Below are 17,775 nucleotides of genomic sequence, written 5' to 3'. Positions count from 1 at the left end.
GGGGTTCAGAGGGCGGCGGGCTGGTCGGCCCGCGACGCCTCGGCGGACGCGGCGGCCCGGGGCCGGCGCAGGACGGCCAGGGCGACCACGACGGCCGCCGCGAGCAGCCCGGCCGAGGTGGCGAAGGCCAGGTGGTAGCCGCCGGTCAGCGCCGCCGCCTCGGCCGCCCCGCCGGCGCGCAGCTCCTGCGTACGGGAGGCGGCCAGCGTGGTCAGGACGGCCACGCCCAGCGCCATGCCGATCTGCTGGGTGGTGTTGAACACCCCCGAGGCGAGGCCGGCGTCGTCCGGGCGGGCGGCCGACATGCCGAGCGTGGTCAGCGCCGGCAGCGCCAGCCCGCCACCCGCGATCAGCACCATGACCGGCAGCAGGTCGGTGACGTAGCCGGCGTCCACCGGCACCCGCGTGAGCCAGGCCATCGCGGCCAGCAGCAGCACCAGCCCGGCCAGCAGCACGGCCGGCGCGCCGAAGCGGGCGCTCAGCCGCGCCGACACGAACAGCGACACGCCGCCGATCGCCACGGCCGCCGGGAGCATGGCCAGCCCGGTGGCGAGGGCGCCGTACCCGAGCACCTTCTGCATGTAGAGCGCGACGATGATCTGGAAGGCGAACATCGCCGACAGCGCCAGCATCTGCACGACGTTGGCCCCGGCCACGTTGCGGGAGCGCAGCACCCGCAGCGGCATCAGCGGCGTGCGCGCGGTGGCCTGGCGCAGGAAGAAGCCGGCGAGCAGGGCCAGCGACACCGCGCCGAACGCCAGGGTGTGCACGGCGAGCCAGCCGTGCTCCTCGACCTTGACCACGGTGTAGATGCCCAGCATCAGGCCCGAGGTGACCAGCAGCGCGCCGGTCACGTCGGCGCCCCGCGCGAGGCCGAGGCCCCGGTCGGCGGGCAGCGCGGGCAGCGCCAGCACGATCGTCGCCAGCCCGATCGGCAGGTTGATGAAGAAGATCCAGTGCCAGCTCAGCGCATCGGTGAGCACGCCGCCGAGCACCTGCCCGATCGACGCGCCGGCCGCGCCGGTGAAGCTGAAGACCGCGATCGCCCGCCCCCGCTCGCGCGGCTCGGTGAACAGCGTCACCAGGATGCCGAGCACGACGGCCGAGGCCATCGCGCTGCCGACACCCTGGAGGAACCGGGCGGCGATGAGCAGGCCCTCGCTGCCCGCCACGCCGGCCAGCAGGGACGCGCCGGTGAACACCGCGTTCCCGGCCAGGAACATCGTCCGGCGGCCCACGAGGTCGCCGAGCCGTCCGGCCAGCAGCAGCAATCCGCCGAACGCGAGCAGGTACGCGTTGACGACCCAGCTCAGCCCGGCGGGGGAGAACCCCAGGTCGCGCTGGATGGCGGGCATGGCCACGGTGACGATGCTGCCGTCGAGGATGGTCATCAAGGCGGACGTCGACAACACGGCCAGGGCGGTGCGCCGGGAGGTGAGGGACATGGTCGTCTCCTGTTCAAGGGGTGCAACAGGAGAGACCGTAGCAGATAGTTCCGTTACAGACGATATGCCACGGAACTACTTAGCCGCGTTCCCTGGCCCGCCGGACCGGCTGCGGCGCCTCGGCCGGGGTCTCCAGGTGGCCGGTGACCAGCCGCTTCAGGGCGCGTACCAGCACCTCCCGCTCGTCGTCCGGGATCGAGCCGAGGGCCGCGGCGTGCACGCCGTCCACGATCTCCTGGCTGCGCCGCGCCACCTGCGCGCCCTTCTCGGTCACGGCGATGATCCGGGCCCGCCGGTCGGTGCTCGACGGCCGCCGCTCGGCCAGCCCGGCCTTCTCCAGGGCGTCGACGGTGACCACCATCGTGGTCTTGTCCATGTCGCCGATCTCGGCGAGCTGGATCTGCGTGCGCTCCTCCTCCAGGGCGTGCACGAGCACGCAGTGCATGCGCGCGGTCAGCCCCAGCTCGGCCAGCGCCGCCGCCATCCGGGTGCGCAGCACGTGACTGGTGTGGTCGAGCAGGAACGACAGGTCGTGCTCGGTACGCGAGGGCGCCATCGAAGTCATGTGGTCGAGGCTACCAACTCATCCCGTAGCGGATTATCCGCTGAAGAACGTCCACCCTGACGGTCTAGCGCAAGTTGATCTCACTATGTATGTTCGGACCGAAGGAAAGTTTCGTCCATGGAGGCATGGTGGGCAAGAAGTTTCACGTTCTGGCGTTACCGATCGCCGTGGCCGCTCTGGCCGCAGTGGCGTCCCCCGCGCAGGCGGCGACGGGATACGACCGCTGCCAGGAAGGCAACTACTGCCTGTTCTCCGGTCTCGACGGCACCGGCGACATCGTCCAGCTCCAGGCGAGCACGGCCAACCTGGCGGCCCTGGGCATGGGCGACCGCGCCAAGTCCGACTGGAACCGCACCGACACGCTCATCCATCTCTACTCCGAGGCCGACTACGGCGGCTGCTCGGCCGTCACCGGCCCGCGCGGCAAGGGCAACTTCTACATCACCTTCCGCGACTTCTTCGACTCCGTCCGTTTCGGCGGCCCGAACGGCCCCTCCTGCTCCATCGGCGGCGACGAGCTGAGCATCAAGCGCGCCGCGACCACCGACTCCCACGGCTGACCTTCGAACCCTCCGGCCGGCCCCGCGAACCCCGCGGCGGCCGGCCGTCGCCGTTCCCGGCCCGGGGGGTGTCGCGTTGATCGTTGCGCCCGTACGCTCCCTTCATGCCGGACGTCGTCTCCCTGATCTTCCTCCTGGTGCTGATCGGCGTGCTCGTGATGCTGGCCTGCGGCGCGACGATCTTCGCCGCGGAGACCGCCCCGCTCGGGCGGCACGGCCGGATGCGCTCCGGCCATCTGGTCGCCGGCGCGTGGGTGGCGGCGGCCGGGCTCACGCTGATGGCGCTGATGGCCTGGTCGACGCACGAGGACGTGCACTATGACGACTTCGGGTCCGAGATCACCCTGCTGGCGGCCATCGTGGGCGCCACGACGTTCGTGCTCGGGCTCGGCCCCTTCGTCCCCTGGCTGCTGGGCGTGCTCGGGCGGGGCGGCGTCCGGCTTCCGGCGGCCCTGCGGCTCTCGGCCCGGCACCTGGCCGACCGGCGCGCGCGGACGGCCCCCGCGGTGGCCGCGACCATGATCGCCACGGCCTTCGCCGTCGCGGTGGCGACCGTGGCGGCGGCCGGGACCGCGCAGTCCAGGGCGCAGTACCTCCCGCAGGCGCGGCCGGGGACGCTCGTCGTACGGCTCGATCCCGCACGACCGGCTCCCGGCATCGCCGCCGTCCGGCAGGAGCTGCCCGGAACGGACGTCGCCCAGGGCCTGACGCCGGTCCACCCGTTCGGCCTCACCGTGTCGACGGCCGGCTCCGCGACGTCCTTTCGCGACTACATCGGCGACCAGGCGCTGCTGCGCTACCTCACGGGGGACCCGTCGTTCCCGTACGACGAGGGCAGGGCCGTGGCGGTCACGTCCGAGCCGGGCCGGCACGACACCGTCACGATCGAGTACCGCGCCCCCGAGGACCCGCCGGGCGAACCGAGAATCTCCAGGACGGTTCCCGCGACCTTCGTCGCCCCGGCCGCCGCAGGCGTCGAGGCGGTCTTCCTGCCCGCGCGGCTGGTGCTCGGCATGGGCGTCAAGCTGGAGCTGGAGGCGCTGATCGTCGATCCCTCCCTGCACCGGGTCACGGCGGCCGACCGGGACCGCGTCCAGGAGCGGCTGGGCGAGAGCGGGCAGGCGTACCTGGAGGAGGGCTTCGTGCCCTCGTACAACTGGCTGCTCTTCCCGGGGGCGGCCGCGCCGGCCGCTCTGGCCGGGGCGCTCGCGGCCACGGCCAGGTCGCGCCGTCCGGACCGCCTCCTGCTCCGGGTCGGTGGTTCTCCGGCCGCGGCGCGCGGCCTCACCGCCTGCCGGGCGGCCCTGGCGGCGGCCTGCGGCGCGGTGCCCGGCGCCGCCGCCGGATGTGTCGCCGGGCTGCTGCTGGCCTGGCCCTTCACGACCTCGGTGGACTGGGACCCGGTGCCGCGGGTGCCGTTCGAGACGCCGTGGAGCTCGATCGCCCTGGCGACCGTCGCGCTCCCCGTGCTGGCGGCGGCGGTCGCGCTGCTGCTCAGGCCCGGCCGCCGCCCGTAGGGCGGTCAGGAGAAGGCGGATTCACCGGTCAGGTCGGAAGAGAGTTTCCACAGGCGGGCGGCGGAGTCCGGGTCGAGGGCCCAGGGTTTGACGCCGCCGATCAGCATGTCGTCGCCCGTCGCCGGCTCGGCCAGGTCGCAGTCCTGGCAGTAGGCGCCGCCGTGCGCGTCCAGCAGGGGTGACGTGGCCGCCCACACCGCGGTCGCCGCGCCCTGTTCCGGGGTCTTGAAGCCGTCGGCCCGGCGTCCGTCGGCCGTGATCCAGCCCTGGGCGACCTGTTCCTCGCGGGGGATGCGGCGCTGCAGCGGGGTGAGGATGCTGCCCGGATGCACGGCGAAGGCCCGCAGGCCGTCGGCCGCGCCGAGGGCGTCGAGATGGACGGCGAACAGGGCGTTGGCCGTCTTGGACTGCCCGTAGGCCGCCCAGTGGTCGTAGCCGTGGCGGAAGTGCGGGTCGTCCCAGCGGATGTCGGACAGGAAGTGCCCCGAGGAGGAGACCGACACCACCCGGGCCCCGGCGAGCGCCGGGCGCAGCCGGTTGACCAGGGCGAAGTGGCCGAGGTGGTTGATGGCGAGATGCGCCTCCCAGCCGGGGCCGACCGGCCGGTGGGGGTGGGCCATGACGCCCGCGTTGCCGATGACGACGTCGAGGCCGCGGCCGGTCTCCAGGAACCGGTCGCCGAAGGCGCGGACGCTGCCGAGGTCGGCCAGGTCCAGCTCGGCCACCTCCGTGCGGGGGAGGTCGCGCAGCGCGTCCCGCGCCACGCCGGGACGGCGGGCGGGCACGACGACGTGCGCTCCCGCCCGTACCAGTGCGCGGGTGGCCGCCAGGCCGAGGCCCGAGTAGCCGCCGGTGATCAGGACGTTCCGGCCGGACAGGTCGATGCCGGCCAGGACGTCGTCGGCCGTGCTGTGCGGGCCGAAACCCGAGCCGATCTTGTGTTGGGTACGTGCCATGTCCCCGACCGTAGAATCTAGAGTGCAATCTAGGTCAAACTATGGCGAGGTGCCATGAGCAGGGACGCGGACCGCCTGTCCATCGGGGACGTCGCGCGGGCCACCGGGCTCGGCGTGCACGCGCTGCGCTTCTTCGAGCGCGAGGAGCTGTTCCTGCGCCCGATCCCGCGTACGGCCGGCGGGCAGCGGGCCTACGACCAGGCCGACGTGGAGTGGCTGCTGCTGTGCAACCGGCTGCGGGAGTCCGGCATGCCGATCGCCACCCTGCGCAGGTTCGCCCACCTCGTACGCTCGGGGCCGGGCAACGAGCCGGAGCGGCTCGCGCTGCTGGAGGAGCACGAGCGGGCCGTCCGCGACCGGATCGCCGGCCTGACGGCGAGCCTGGAGATCATCCACGGCAAGGTCGTCGCCTACCGCCGGCACGTCCGGGACGGGACCGCGGCCGGGGTCTGGTCGCCGACCCCGTCGCCTTCACCGTAGAGCGGCGGGGGCTGCCCTAGGATCAAGGACCCATGAGCCCGTTGCCCACGCTGTCCGCCACGGAGATCCGCGCCGAACGCCTGCTGCTGCGCAAGGCCCACGACGGCGACCGGGACGGTCTCGTCGAGCTGATGACCGACCCCGAGGTGCGCGAGCACCTGGGCGGCCCGCGGCCGCGGGCCGACGTCGAGCGTTTCCTCGACGCCGCCGGGACCGCCGCCGCGACGGCCGCGCCGGGCGGCTACGTCATCGCCGACCTGGTCACCGACCGGCTCCTCGGGACGCTGGCGCTCGACCGCCGCGCGGCCGATCGTCCCGGGCACGTCACCGGCGACGGCGAGGAGCTGGAGCTGTCGTACGTGCTGCGCCGCCCGGCCTGGGGCAGCGGGTTCGCCCACGAGGCGGCGACGGCCGCGCTGCGCGCCGCGGCGGGCGAGCTGCCCGACCAGCCGGTGGTGATCGTCACCAGGACGGCGCACGGACGATCGCTGAGACTGGCCGCCCGCCTGGGCTTCCGTCCGGTCGCCACCTTCGAGGAGTTCGGCGCCGAGCAGACCCTCTGCGCCGCCCGGCTGTCCCGGTTCAAGAGCTGACCTCACCGCCGGCGGGCCGGCTCCTCCGGGGTGAGCAGGAGGGCCATGATGCGGTCGAGCGCGGCCAGGTCGCCGGGGTCCAGGGCCAGCAGGGAACGCGGCGGACGGGCCAGGATGCGCTCGGCCTCCTCGGCGGCGGCCGTCCCCGCCGGGGTCAGCGTGACGATCTTGCTGCGGCGGTCGTCGGGGGAGACGCTGCGGGTCACGTGGCCGCGCCGCTCCAGGTCGTCGACCATCAGGGTGGTGTACGGCTTGTCGGTGGACAGCTCGGCGGTCAGCTCCCGCATGGTCATCGGCCCGGCCAGCAGGCGGCGCAGCGCCTTGACCCGGAAGAAGCTCATGCCGAGCGTCTCGGCCACCTCCTTGCGGCGGTCCTCCTGCCGCAGGACGAGGTCGTACATCGCCGCCCAGACGCGGGCCACGGCGTCGTGCCCGGCACTGCCGGAGTTGCCGGGACTGCCGGAGGTGTCGGTCATGAGGCGTCCGCCGTTCTGTCGGGAGCGTGGGCGAGCCGTTCGGCGGTACGGGTGGCGCTGCGGCGGGCCCAGCCGGTCGTGGTCAGGATACCGAGCAGCAGGATGGCCAGCCCGCACCCGGCGACGATCCACCAGCCGATGTGGCTGGCCCGCGGGAACCCGGCGGCGAACGGACCGGCCACCGCCGAGGTGACCAGCGAGCCGATGACCGCGACGCCGAGCGACTGGCCGATCTGGCGGCTGGTGGAGGCCACCGCCGCGGCCACGCCGGCCTGGGCGCGCGGCATGCCGGACACGGCGGTGTTGGTGATCGGCGCGTTCAGCATGCCGAACCCCACCCCGAACAGCACGTACGAGGCCATGAGCCGCCAGGTCGGCGTGTCCGCCGCCAGCCCGGTCATGATCAGGCCGCTGGCCGCCATGGTGACCCCGGCCACCACCAGCGGGACGCGCGGCCCGGCGGTCCCGACGATCCGGCCCGACAGCGGCGCGCAGACCACGGTGAGCCCGGCCATGGGCAGCGTGTAGAGGCCGGCGTGCAGTGCGGACAGGCCCAGCACGTCCTGGAGGTAGAGGGTGTTGACGAACAGGAACCCGGCCAGCGCGGAGAAGCCGCACACCGCGATGACCGTGGCCCCGGTGAACGGCGCGCTGCGGAAGAAGCGCAGGTCGATCAGCGGGTCGGTGCGGCGCAGCTCGTACGGCGCGAGGACGGCCAGCGCCAGCGCCGCGACCGCGAAGCAGCCCAGCGTGCGCGGGGACGTCCAGCCGGCCGCCGGCGCCTCGATGAAGCCGTACGTCAGGGTGGCCAGCAGCACGATGACCAGCGCCTGTCCGACCGGGTCCACCCGGCGCGGGCGCGGCGCGCGCGACTCGGGCACGAACAACGCGCACAGCGCGAACGCGGCCAGGCCCACCGGGATGTTGATCCAGAAGATCGCCTGCCAGCCGACCGAGTCCACCAGTGTGCCGCCGACCAGCGGGCCGAGCGCCATGCTGATGCCGATCACGCCGCCCCACACGCCGATCGCGCGGGCCCGCTCACGCGGCTCGGTGAAGGTGTTCGTGATGATCGACATGGCGACCGGGTTGAGCATGGACCCGCCGACGGCCTGCAACGCCCGCGCCGCGATCAGCCAGCCGAGGCCGGGCGCGAGCGAGCACATGAGCGAGCCGAGCGTGAACAGCGCCAGCCCCGTCTGGAACGTGCGCCGGCGGCCGACCCGGTCGCCGGTCGAGCCGGCCAGCATGAGCAGGCTCGCCAGGACCACCGTGTAGGCGTCGATGATCCACTGGAGGCCGGACATGGAGGCGTTCAGGTCGCGGCGGATGGCCGGCAGCGCGATGTTCACGATCGTGTTGTCCAGCCCGACGATGAACAGGCTCATGCAGCAGATGGCCAGCACGAGCATCCGCCGGCGGGGGCTGAGCGCGGGGGCGGGGGAGAGGGGCGCTCTACTCGTTATAGGCATATAACGATTATATTCGCACAACTAAACACATGTCCGCCTCGCCCCCTCCTCACGCCGTCAGGCCCCTGGAGCCCGTCCGGGCGTCCAGGGGCCTGACGGCTCAGTCGAGGAAGGTCGCGGCGGCCACCGTGAGCGCGGTCACCGCGTACACCGACACCTCCTCGGGCAGCAGGAGCACCGCCAGCACGTCCACCACGGCCAGCATTCCGACGACCGCCCACGTACGCGGCCTGCGCAGGATCTCCGTCAGCCGGCTCATGGCTTGTGGAACTTGAACCAGTTGGTGAACGACCAGGTCGCCTTGGGTTGTGTGGTCATGTTCTTCGCACCTCTCAGCACTTCGGTGCCCATCGGCAGTTTCACCCCCGCCTGGGCCTTGGCCAGTTCCTGGCCCGCCTTCAGATAGCGGCCGGCGCCGCCCAGCGCCGCCCCGGTGAGCCCGGCGAAGGCCAGGCCGGTCACGCTGAACCGGTCGGAGCCGGCGTTCTGCACCGAGTAGCTCGCCATGCCGACCGCGGCCCCCAGCGCCACGCCGCACACCACGGTCACGCCGCACGCGGCCACCGCGACCGCACCGACCACGCCGACGGCCACCGCCGCCACCGTCCGGCCCCAGCGGTCCCACCAGCCGCGCTTCTTCTTCTGCTTCTCCTTCTGCAGCGCCTCCTGCGCCTGCCTGAGCTTGGCCTGCTCCTCGGCCAGCGCGTCGCTGATGCGCTTGTTCTCGGCCATCAGCTCCGCGATGCGCTGGGCCGCGGCCGGATCGGTGTACCGCAACATGCACGACTGGCTCGTGCACGCGCCGGGGTTGCTGGTGCCGCCGCTGCTGCGCCCGGTGCCGCCGCCCCTGGAAGGAGCGGGGGACGGCGCGGCGCCGACGGAGGCCAGCTGCACCTGTGCCGGCGGGGGCGGGGGCGGCGGCTGGATGGGCCGGCCGTCGGGACGGATGCCGGCGTCCTTGCACTCCTGGCCGTCGCAGACGCGCAGGCCGGTCGGGTCGGACCAGGCGACCGGGTTGTTGCTCGCGTAGGCGTAGCCGTTGATCTGCTGCGGGTCCGTCAGGTCCATGACCGGGTCGGCCGAGACGAACCGGCCGGTGGCCACGTCGTACTCGCGCGCGCCCAGGTGGGTCAGGCCCGTCGAGTCGTCCACGGTGCCGCCGACGAACCCCTTCTGGCTCGGCCAGGACGCCGGCGCGGCGCCCCGGGACCCGCCGTAGGGGGTGGTGGACCTGCGGCTGTAGGCCAGCGTGGTGGCGTTGACCACCAGCTCCTCGGTGTCGTGCCGGTCGCCGAGCAGGTAGTTGACCTTCCCGTCGCCGGTGCGCACCACCGTGGCCTGCGGGCCCTCGTAGTAGCGGGTGCCGCTCACCTTGCCCCCGGCCAGCGTCAGCTCCTGGCCGTCGAGGTAGAGGGTGACCGAGCCGGGGTCGCGGCGGATGATCCGGTTGCCGTCGGCGTCGTGGACGAAGGTGCTGGTCCTGCCCGCGACGGTGGAGGCGCTCAGGTCGCCCTCGGCGTTCCAGGTCAGGCTCTGGTCGCCGAGCGCGGTGACGCGCCGCCTGGTGTTGCCGGTCGCGTCGTACTCGTAGGTGTCGGTACGCGCGCCGGGCCCGGTCGTGTCCACCTTCTGCAGCGTGTGCGGCTGCGGCCGGCCGGCGGCGGGATAGGTGTAGACCCGGGTGACGTCGCCCGCCCCGCCATGCTGGACCTCCTTGGTCCGGTTGCCCACCACGTCGAAGGCGAACGACTGCCAGTAGGGGGCCGGCCCGCCGACCGTCGCGGCCGACGGCGCCGCCGCGCAGTCGTCCGTGGCGGTCCACGCCTCGGTCAGCCGGCGCCGGTGGTCGTAGGCGTAGCACTGGGTGTCGGTCGCGGACCTGTCGTCCCGGTCGTCCCGGACGCTGGTGACGTCGCCCGCCGGGTTGTAGCTGAACACCGCGTCGTCCATGGTCTGCGGCCCGCTCTTCTCCCGGTCGTCGACCGACCGGGCCAGGCGGCGGGTGGCGTCCTGGTACTCCAGGGTGCGCACGACCCGGGCGCCCACGTCGCCGAGCACCGTCTGCAGGACCTCGCCGTAGGGCGAGTACTGCGTGCCGCCGACGTACACGCGGGAGCCGTTGTCGAGGGAGGCGAGCGCGCCCAGGCGGGTGTAGCCGGGCCGGACGGTCTCGGCGGGCAGCCCGCCGGCCGCCTGGTAGGAGGTCGAGGCCGGCAGCCCGCTGACCGGCCGGTACGTCGTGCCGACGGTGTACGTCCCGGCCAGCAGCCCCTCCGACGGCGGGATCGTCACCGTCGTGCCGGTCTGGCGGCCCGCGGCGTCGTAGCCCTTGACCGCGGTGACGTACGCGCCGCCCTCGTCGTACCGGGTGGAGGAGGCGGGCAGGCCCTTGCCGCCGGGCAGGGTGTCGTAGGCCCACTCGGCGAGCCTGGCTTCCCCCTGCGCGACCGACGTCTTGCGGCCGAGCTCGTCGTAGGCGTACGTGAGCGTGACGCCGCGGGCGTCGGTGGTGCCGGTGCGGCGGCCGGCCGCGTCGTAGGTCCAGCGGGTCAGGCCGACGTCCGGGTCGGACAGCGACGTCCTGCGCCCGCGCAGGTCGTAGGTGTAGGCCCAGGTGTTGCCTGCCGGGTCGACCACCTTGGTCACCCGTCCCGCCCGGTCGTAGTCGTAGGTCGTGACGTCGGCCCGGGAGTCGGCGAAGTCGGCGACGCGGCCGGGGTACTGCCGCAGCTCGGTCGTCCGGCCCCGGACGTCGGTCACCGTCAGCGTCGCGGCGGCGCCCTCCGGCGGGACGGTCGCGGTGTAGTTGCCGCCGTAGGAGGTGGTGCCGCGCCACTTCTCCACGTTCAGCGACTTGAAGATCTCGGCCGTCTGGCGGCTCTGGCCGTCGTACTCGGTGACGGTCTGCGCGGGCACCACGTTGTCCGGGGCGCCGAACAGCGACGTGTCCGGCGCGGCGGCGTTCCAGTAGGTGGCGTTCGTCTTCCACGGCCGGCCGTGGGAGTCCAGGAACGTGTCGGTGACCAGGCGGCCGCAGCCGTGGGCGTCCTGCTGGGTCTGCCGCTCGCGCAGCAGGCCGTCGTACAGGGTGGTCGTCGCCTTGTAGGAGCCGTCGTCGAGCAGCTCCTTCTTCGTCACCGCCGTCGGCGCGGCGCCGGAGATGGCGTAGCCGTAGACGATGTCGGCGGCGGCGCTCCGGTCGTGGCCCGGCAGCCACACCTTGACCAGCCGGCCCAGCGCGTCGTGGTCGGTGAGGGTGGTGCGGCCGTTGGCGTCGGCCGAGGACAAGGGCAGCCCGCGCACGCCGTCCAGGGTCGTGGTGGTGGTGAAGCCCTTGGGATCGGTGACGGTCGTCCCGGTCGGCAGGCCGGTGGCCGGGGTGTAGGCGGTGGTGGTCAGGCGGCCCAGCTCGTCGGTCGTGCCGGTGGTCCGGCCGTAGGCGTCGTAGGTCGCGGTGGTGGCCACGTGCACGGGGGTGGCGCCGTCGAGGCGGTCGAGCGTCTCGGTCCGGGTGGCGTGCGCCTGGCCCGGCTTCGGCGCGGCCCCGAGAGCCTGGCCGTCGTAGAAGGTGCGGGTCTCGGAGAGCACCGCGCCGGGCGCGGCGCAGGTGCCGCCCGTGGTAGTGACCACCGACGGGTACGACACCAGCCAGGCGGCGGTGTCCCGGGCGGTGAAGGCGGTGGTGACGCACTCCTCGTCACCGGTGACCCCCGTGTCGCCCTGGTCCGCGGACGACAGCACCTGGCCCAGGTCGTCGTGGGTGTAGTCGGCGCGGGTGCGCCGCCAGGCGGTGCCCGTCGCCGTGCTGATCAACGTGCGGCTGCGCTTCACGGACGTCCCGGTCCGCCGCGCGGTGAGCGCCGCCCGGCCCTTCACCGCCCTGGTCGCGGTGACCGGCGACGACCACGGCTCGGAGACGGCCGCCGAGGCGAGCGCGCCGCCCTCACCGGTGTAGGTGAGGGTCTCCAGCGTGGTTCCGGCCAGCGCCGGGTCGTCGCTCACCTGGTTGCCCTCGGAGTCGGTCACCGTCCCGCCCAGGCCGCGCAGGTAGACGGTGTCGCTCTGGCTGCGCGCGGACGCCCCGACCTTCGTGCGCACGGTCCGGTAGCCGCGGAACTGGTTGTACGTGCGGTGCTTGTCCAGGGTGAACTCGCTCTCGTCCCGCACCCAGGCCGCGCCGTCCAGGTAGTCGTAGGACGTGACGACGGACTCCGAGCCGGAGCCGGCGACCTTGTCGTCCTCGACCACCTGGGTCACCACGTACTTGTGGAACCAGTCCTGGACCGGCTCGGCGTAGCCCTCGGGCGTCCACCACGACGGGTAGCAGCGCCGGGTGTTGGCCGCCGGGTCCGGCGTGGCGCCGGCGGCGCAGTCCTTGGCCGAGTAGGCGACCAGGGTGTCGGCGCCGGTGTCGGTGCCGATCCGGGTGATCCGGTACTTGTACAGCGGCGGGCGTCCCTCGTCGGAGTCCACCCGGTTCTCCATGAGCGTCCCGGCGAACGTGGTCGCGGGCAGCGTGATCGGGTCCCCGGCGCCCGACCCGGTCCGGACGATCCTCGCCAGCCACAGCCCCGCCCCGGTGTTGTCGCCCGTGCCGGGGAAGTCCTGCGTCAGCGCCCAGGAGTCGACGACCCTGCCGCCCGCCTGCGTGCTGATGGACGTCAGCCGCTTGCGGGTCCAGAACGTCGGCCCGGCCGTCGCGCACTTGGCGCCGCGCGCGCAGTCCTGGTCGACCGGCGTGTCCGGCCAGTTGGCGGCGTGCGCGGCGTCGAAGACGTCGCAGCCGGACAGGCAGCGCTCGGCCACGCCGAAGCTCACCTTCGCCGCGGGCGTCGCGTAGACGTCGGAGGCGCGCAGGCCGTACTCGATGCGGTTGAGGTGACCGGCGCGGACGTAGTCGGCGTTCGCGGTGGGGGAGCCGGCCTTGGCGTAGGAGTTGGTCTGCCGGTCGTAGTAGTAGGCCATGGCGTTGCCGTGCGGGTCCACCACGTAGTCGAGCTGCCAGCGCCAGCCCTGCGCGCAGGAGGAGTCGGCGAAGGCGGCCGCGTGGCAGGGCTCGCCGGGGTGGTTGCCGAAGACCGGCACGGTGTAGGCCGACCCGGTCTCCGGGTTTCCGGCGCTCCAGCCGGGCAGCCGGTTCCTGCCGAACCAGTACTGCGTGCCGTCGGGCCTGGTGATCCGCCAGTACTCGTTGTCGTCGTCGCCGTTGGCGGTGTCGGCGGCGGTGCCGTTGAGGTGCTCGACCCTGGAGCCGTCGTCGCGGGCCGGCCGCCAGACGCCCGAGGCGTCGTCGCGGACGAGCGCGGTGGTGGTTCCGTTCAGCGACAGGGTGGCGTTGCCGGACTTCCAGCACAGGTCGCCCGTCCTGGTGCTGTTGTTGGCGCCGTCGCCCTGGTCGTCGGCGCACCCCTGGTAGCTGCGCTCGATGAAGCCCGGCTCGTACTCCCAGCCCTCGCCCAGCCAGGACGGCTGGTTGTTGGTCGAGGCGACCCGGCCGTCCACGGCGGAGGAGGAGTAGGACAGCTCGACGGGCGGGACGAGCCCGCCGGGCACCTGCGGCACCTCGATGCCGTAGGTGTAGCCGAACCCGCCGGAGCTGCCGCCGTCCGACCACGTGCCGGACGGCGCGAGCGAGGTGGCGGCGTAGCTGCCGCTCGCCCCCTTCGGCGCGGCGACCGCCGCGAGCACCGCCCCGCCGGGGTCGGGCACGTCGGCGGTGAGCGTGCCGGCCGCGGTGTCGTTGACCGCCGCGACCGGCGTCCTGGTACGGCACTGCGGCAGGTCGGGCGTCGTCAGCGCGCACCCGGGCAGCGTGACCAGGGACAGGCGCGCGGCCCAGTCACCGCCGAAGGCGCCCCGGACGGCCGCGTACCCCACCTTGACCGACAGCGCGCCCGGCGTGTCGGGCCGGACGGCCAGCAGCAGGCCCGCCACCCCCGCCCTGGCGGCGTCCTCGCGGGAGGAGAGCTCGACCTCGGCGCCGGCCGGCCCGTCGGCGGCGGAGGCGGCCACCGTCACCGGCAGGCCGCCCGCCCGGACGCCCTTCCAGCCCGGCGCGCCCGCGCCCGCCCGCGCGGCCTGCCGCCCGGCGGCGCGCAGATCCACCCGCACCCTGCCCGCCGCGGGCCAGGCCACGGCGGCCGGGGCCCGCCACGCGCGGGTCTGTGAGTCGGACGGCGGCGCCGGGACGTCCCCGCGCACCTTGCCGCCGGTGACGGAGTGCTCCCGCTGCACCGGACGGATCTTGAATGCCGGCCGGGCGTCCAGTGCCGGCGACGGGTGTAACATCCCCGCCGCCAGCGCGGCCACGACGGCCAGGACTGTCGTTCGCATCATCGTCAGGCCCCGTTTCAGGAGATTCCGGTGATCCAGCCGGTCCAGCCGGGACCGCCGACGTTGACGGCCGGCTCCCGGCCCGCGGGCGAGCCGGCGTAGAGGTACAGGCCGTCGGAGAGCGCCGCCGTCTGCGCGGCCACCCAGAAGTCGGGGCCCTCCTTGCCGGCGGCCGGCTGGAAGGTCTTGACCCCCTCGACGTCCACGACCTGGCCCTGGAGGTCGCCGGGCGCGGCGATCCACGGGTGGCTGCCGGCCGGCCAGGGCTCGGCGCCGTAGGGGCGCGGCGCGCCGAGCACGTACGTGCCGGCGTCGTCGAACGAGCCCGGGTAGAGGGTCACCGCGCCGCTGTCACGCCGGCGCAGCACCAGGTCGGCGGCGTTGCCCGGGTCGGGAGCGCCGTCGCCGTCGACGTCGGAGAGCACGTCGCCGGGCACGAAGGCGTCGTAGCCGTCGAGGCCGAGCGGCGCCGACCCGGCCGCCCCGGACGGGACGTCGAGGACGCGCGGCGCGGCCAGCTCCCCGTTGGCCGCCAGGGCGAGCATCCCGGCCGCGGTGCCGGTGTAGAGGTCGAGCCGGCCGCCCTCGACCACGATCAGGTCGGCGCCCGGCCGCCCGTCGAGGTTGCCCGGCGCGATGATCCGGGTGGCCGCCGACCAGTCGCCGCCGCCGGGGTGCCGCAGCTCCCGCCTGCCCTCGAAGTTCGGCCAGCCGGTGCCCTCGTTGGGGTACAGCGACAACTTGCCCGAGGCCGAGCGGACGAAGATGTCCTCGTAGCCGTCCTTGCCCATGCCGTCCTCGGTGCCGACGAAGTCGCCGCGGTGGGCCAGCAGCGCGCCGCCGAAGCCGGAGGCGCCCACGTCGGTGCCGCCGTCGGTGGTGCCGTCGCCGCGGCCGGCGTACAGGCGCAGCGTGCCGCTGTTGTTGGTGGCCAGGATGTCGGGCCGGCCGTCGCCGGTCAGGTCGCCGTCGCGGTCGCCGGACACCGTCCCGTCGGGGTCGGCCACGAACACCGGCGGCGCGGTGACGATCAGCGTCGTGTTGGTCGCCGTCTGCGCGGGTGACGCGTCGTACGGCGAGATGTTGCCGGCCACGTCGATGGCCGCGACGTGCAGCCGGTTGTTGGGCCAGCGGTGCGGATAGATCTCGACGGTCGCCGAGCCGTCGGGACCGGCCTTGACCCAGGTGCCGGCCGCGCACCTGCCCCCGCCGACCGACAGCGGGCGGTTGAGCCGGTAGCAGAAGCCGTCCAGGTTGGCGTCGCTGGAGGTCAGCCTGACCTTGCGGGTGTAGCGGGCGGGCACCTCGCCCACGTCGATGCGGCGGCCGTCGGCGGAGGTGACGACCGGCTTGGTGGGAGCGGTCTTGTCCACCTTGAACGGGCAGGAGTTGGTGGACCAGTCGCCGTCCACGCCGTCGGAGACGCTGGCGTGCCACCAGTAGTGGCCGCCGTCCTGGAGCTGGTCGGCGGGCACGGTCACGGTGGCGGTCGACCCGCTCGCCACCGTCCGGGTGTCCGACCGCACGGCCGGGCCGTCGTGGAACCACAGGCCGAAGCCCACGTCGAGGTTGCCGCCGTCGGGGTCGCCGCCCGTCGCGGTCAGCGTGACGTCGGTGTTGCCGACCACCTCCCAGGTGGGGTTCGTGGCGCTGCACGGGATCGGCCGGTCGGAGGAGTTGCTGTTCCACGGCCCCTGGTAGGCGGTCTTGGCGACCAGGCGCGGAGCGCGGTTGTAGGTGACCTGGAGCACCGGGTTGGTGCCGTCCACCTTGAACTTCTTCCAGCCGTAGGTGTCGCTCTCGTCGGCGGCGCGCAGCCCGAAGGTGATGTTGCTCTGGCCGTTGTTCGCCGCCTCCTGCACCGCGCCGGCCACCGCCCCGTCGGCGAAGTCCTCACCGGCCGACCCGCACGAGCCCCAGCCGTGGGCGAAGGACTTGGTTTGCAGGGTGCGGATCCAGCCGGGCTGGTTGTTCCAGGTCACCCAGTTGCCGATGCCGCCGGTCCAGCCCAGGTCCACCGGACGGGCCGAGCAGCTCCAGGAGGAGACGTTGAAGACGTTGAAGGTGGCCGCGAGGATCCGGGCCCCCTGCAGGCCGTTGATGTTCATCTCGAAGTAGGCGCGGGCAGTCAGGCCGGTATCGTTCTCGTGGCCGGCCCGGGCGACCGGCGGGTTCTCGCTGCCCACCTTGTTGCCGCCGTCGTAGTAGACGGTGTTGGCGACGCCGGAGTTGCCCGCCTTCTTCACCGCGTTGGCCCAGTGGTTGCGGTAGCCGCCGCTGAAGATCGGGTCGATGACCACCGGGTAGACGGTGGCCGGGTCGTCCAGCAGGGTCCTGTCGGGCACGATCCGCAGCGTGCCGCCGCCCGCGCCGGGCTCCACGGTGGCCTTCATCGGCGCGTTGCGGACCGGGCCGTCCTCGTGCGGCCCGGCCGCGGCCAGGCCCTTGGCGGCGGCGGTGTGGGAGGAGTCCCACATGCGCGGCACCGGGGCGGAGAAGACCGGCGTGCCGCCGTCGGCGGCGGTGATCCCGCCCTCGGCGGTGGCGGTCACGTCCAGGCCCTCGCCGCGCACGCCCAGCTTCAACGTGCGCACCCGGGGGTCGGCCGCGGCGGCCCGGTCCTTGACGATCAGGTGGTGCACGAAGTTGTCGGGCTCGGCGATCACCTTGAGGTCCACGCCGGGCAGCACGTCGGCGTACGTGGCGGTGTCGCCGTCCAGGACGGGGACGGGCAGCCGGGACGGCCAGCTCAGCTCCAGCTTCCTGCCGTCCTTGACCAGGGTGGCCAGCGGGCCGGCGCCGCCGCCGGAGAACGTCATCGCGAAGGTCGTGGCCCGGGGGGAGACGGTGCCGTCGGGGTTGCGGCGCAGGGTGTCGTCCACCGGCCGCCAGGAGCCGCCGATCCTGGCACGCACCGGGCGCAGGTGTTCGCGCCGGGTCAGGGTGCCGTCCGGGTTCGCCAGCAGCTCGCCGGTCTCGGTGCGCGCGGCGTCCACCTCGACCGGCTCGCCGGACGTGCCGGCCTCGGCCAGCGCCGCCGCCTCGGGGGAGGGGGCGGGGGCGGGTGCGGGCGTGGTGCCGGCCAGCGCCGCGGGGGCCGCCGTCATGAGCGGCGCCACCAGCAGCGCCGCGGCCAGGACGAGCCTCCCGGTCCGGCGCCCGGACGGGGGTCCGCCCGTCCGCGCGACGGCCCTCAGCTTGTCGATCACTTGTGGTTTCCTTTCACCGGGAGGACACGCGCCCTTCGCGGGCACGGCCGTACCGTCGCGGGAGGTCGTCGGGAGTGGGGTCGTCACACGGCTCGGCCGCGCCGGACGGGGTCGGGTCCGGCGCGGCCGTCGTCAGTTGGCCGCAGGTTCACGGCGTGGTCACGCGCAT

At 73.9% G+C, this 17,775-nt stretch carries 12 protein-coding genes; 4 read left to right on the top strand and 8 right to left on the bottom strand.

Annotated elements, in window-relative coordinates; translation table 11 throughout:
* Positions 1-5: 5 nt before the first annotated feature.
* Positions 6-1,445, bottom strand: coding sequence for an MFS transporter (locus ABT158_RS18910; RefSeq protein ID WP_352354891.1), 1,440 nt, complete (start codon positions 1,443-1,445; stop codon positions 6-8).
* A gap of 79 nt (positions 1,446-1,524) precedes the next feature.
* Positions 1,525-2,010, bottom strand: a complete 486-nt coding sequence (locus tag ABT158_RS18905; protein WP_352354889.1) for a MarR family winged helix-turn-helix transcriptional regulator — start codon at positions 2,008-2,010, stop codon at positions 1,525-1,527.
* 125 nt (positions 2,011-2,135) lie between these two features.
* On the opposite strand from ABT158_RS18905, the gene ABT158_RS18900 reads away from it, so the two are divergent.
* A complete protein-coding gene (locus tag ABT158_RS18900) occupies positions 2,136-2,570 on the top strand; it encodes a peptidase inhibitor family I36 protein (protein ID WP_352325303.1) in 435 nt (144 codons plus the stop codon).
* 104 nt (positions 2,571-2,674) lie between these two features.
* On the top strand, positions 2,675-4,087 hold the full coding sequence (locus ABT158_RS18895; RefSeq protein WP_352354887.1) for a hypothetical protein: 1,413 nt from the start codon (positions 2,675-2,677) through the stop codon (positions 4,085-4,087).
* Positions 4,088-4,092: 5 nt separating this feature from the next.
* Here ABT158_RS18895 and ABT158_RS18890 read toward each other — a convergent pair whose 3' ends face one another.
* On the bottom strand, positions 4,093-5,043 hold the full coding sequence (locus ABT158_RS18890) for an SDR family NAD(P)-dependent oxidoreductase (protein WP_352354886.1): 951 nt from the start codon (positions 5,041-5,043) through the stop codon (positions 4,093-4,095).
* A 54-nt stretch (positions 5,044-5,097) separates the two neighbouring features.
* Between ABT158_RS18890 and ABT158_RS18885 the strand changes: the two genes are divergently transcribed.
* Together ABT158_RS18885 and ABT158_RS18880 are read left to right on the top strand one after the other, a co-directional pair.
* Positions 5,098-5,523: a MerR family transcriptional regulator gene (locus ABT158_RS18885; RefSeq protein ID WP_352354885.1), complete on the top strand. Its 426-nt coding sequence runs from the start codon at positions 5,098-5,100 to the stop codon at positions 5,521-5,523.
* A gap of 32 nt (positions 5,524-5,555) precedes the next feature.
* On the top strand, positions 5,556-6,116 hold the full coding sequence (locus ABT158_RS18880) for a GNAT family N-acetyltransferase (protein ID WP_352354883.1): 561 nt from the start codon (positions 5,556-5,558) through the stop codon (positions 6,114-6,116).
* A 2-nt stretch (positions 6,117-6,118) separates the two neighbouring features.
* Here ABT158_RS18880 and ABT158_RS18875 read toward each other — a convergent pair whose 3' ends face one another.
* The 5 genes from ABT158_RS18875 to ABT158_RS18855 form a co-directional block, all read right to left on the bottom strand.
* Positions 6,119-6,592, bottom strand: a complete 474-nt coding sequence (locus ABT158_RS18875; RefSeq protein ID WP_352354881.1) for a MarR family winged helix-turn-helix transcriptional regulator — start codon at positions 6,590-6,592, stop codon at positions 6,119-6,121.
* Positions 6,589-8,064 (bottom strand): MFS transporter, encoded by a 1,476-nt coding sequence (locus tag ABT158_RS18870; protein ID WP_352354879.1) that lies wholly within the window; start codon positions 8,062-8,064, stop codon positions 6,589-6,591. The genes ABT158_RS18875 and ABT158_RS18870 overlap by 4 nt, the downstream gene beginning before the upstream one ends.
* A gap of 100 nt (positions 8,065-8,164) precedes the next feature.
* On the bottom strand, positions 8,165-8,323 hold the full coding sequence (locus ABT158_RS18865; protein WP_352354877.1) for a hypothetical protein: 159 nt from the start codon (positions 8,321-8,323) through the stop codon (positions 8,165-8,167).
* Positions 8,320-14,400: an RHS repeat domain-containing protein gene (locus ABT158_RS18860; RefSeq protein WP_352354875.1), complete on the bottom strand. Its 6,081-nt coding sequence runs from the start codon at positions 14,398-14,400 to the stop codon at positions 8,320-8,322. The genes ABT158_RS18865 and ABT158_RS18860 overlap by 4 nt, the downstream gene beginning before the upstream one ends.
* Positions 14,401-14,414: 14 nt before the next feature.
* Positions 14,415-17,606: a DNRLRE domain-containing protein gene (locus tag ABT158_RS18855; RefSeq protein ID WP_352354873.1), complete on the bottom strand. Its 3,192-nt coding sequence runs from the start codon at positions 17,604-17,606 to the stop codon at positions 14,415-14,417.
* Positions 17,607-17,775: the final 169 nt, after the last annotated feature.

The sequence above is a fragment of the Nonomuraea sp. NPDC001636 genome, from assembly GCF_040298265.1.
Classification (GTDB): domain Bacteria; phylum Actinomycetota; class Actinomycetes; order Streptosporangiales; family Streptosporangiaceae; genus Nonomuraea.
Note: the sequence above shows the minus strand (reverse complement) of the source record. Positions and strands in the feature narration are given on the sequence as shown.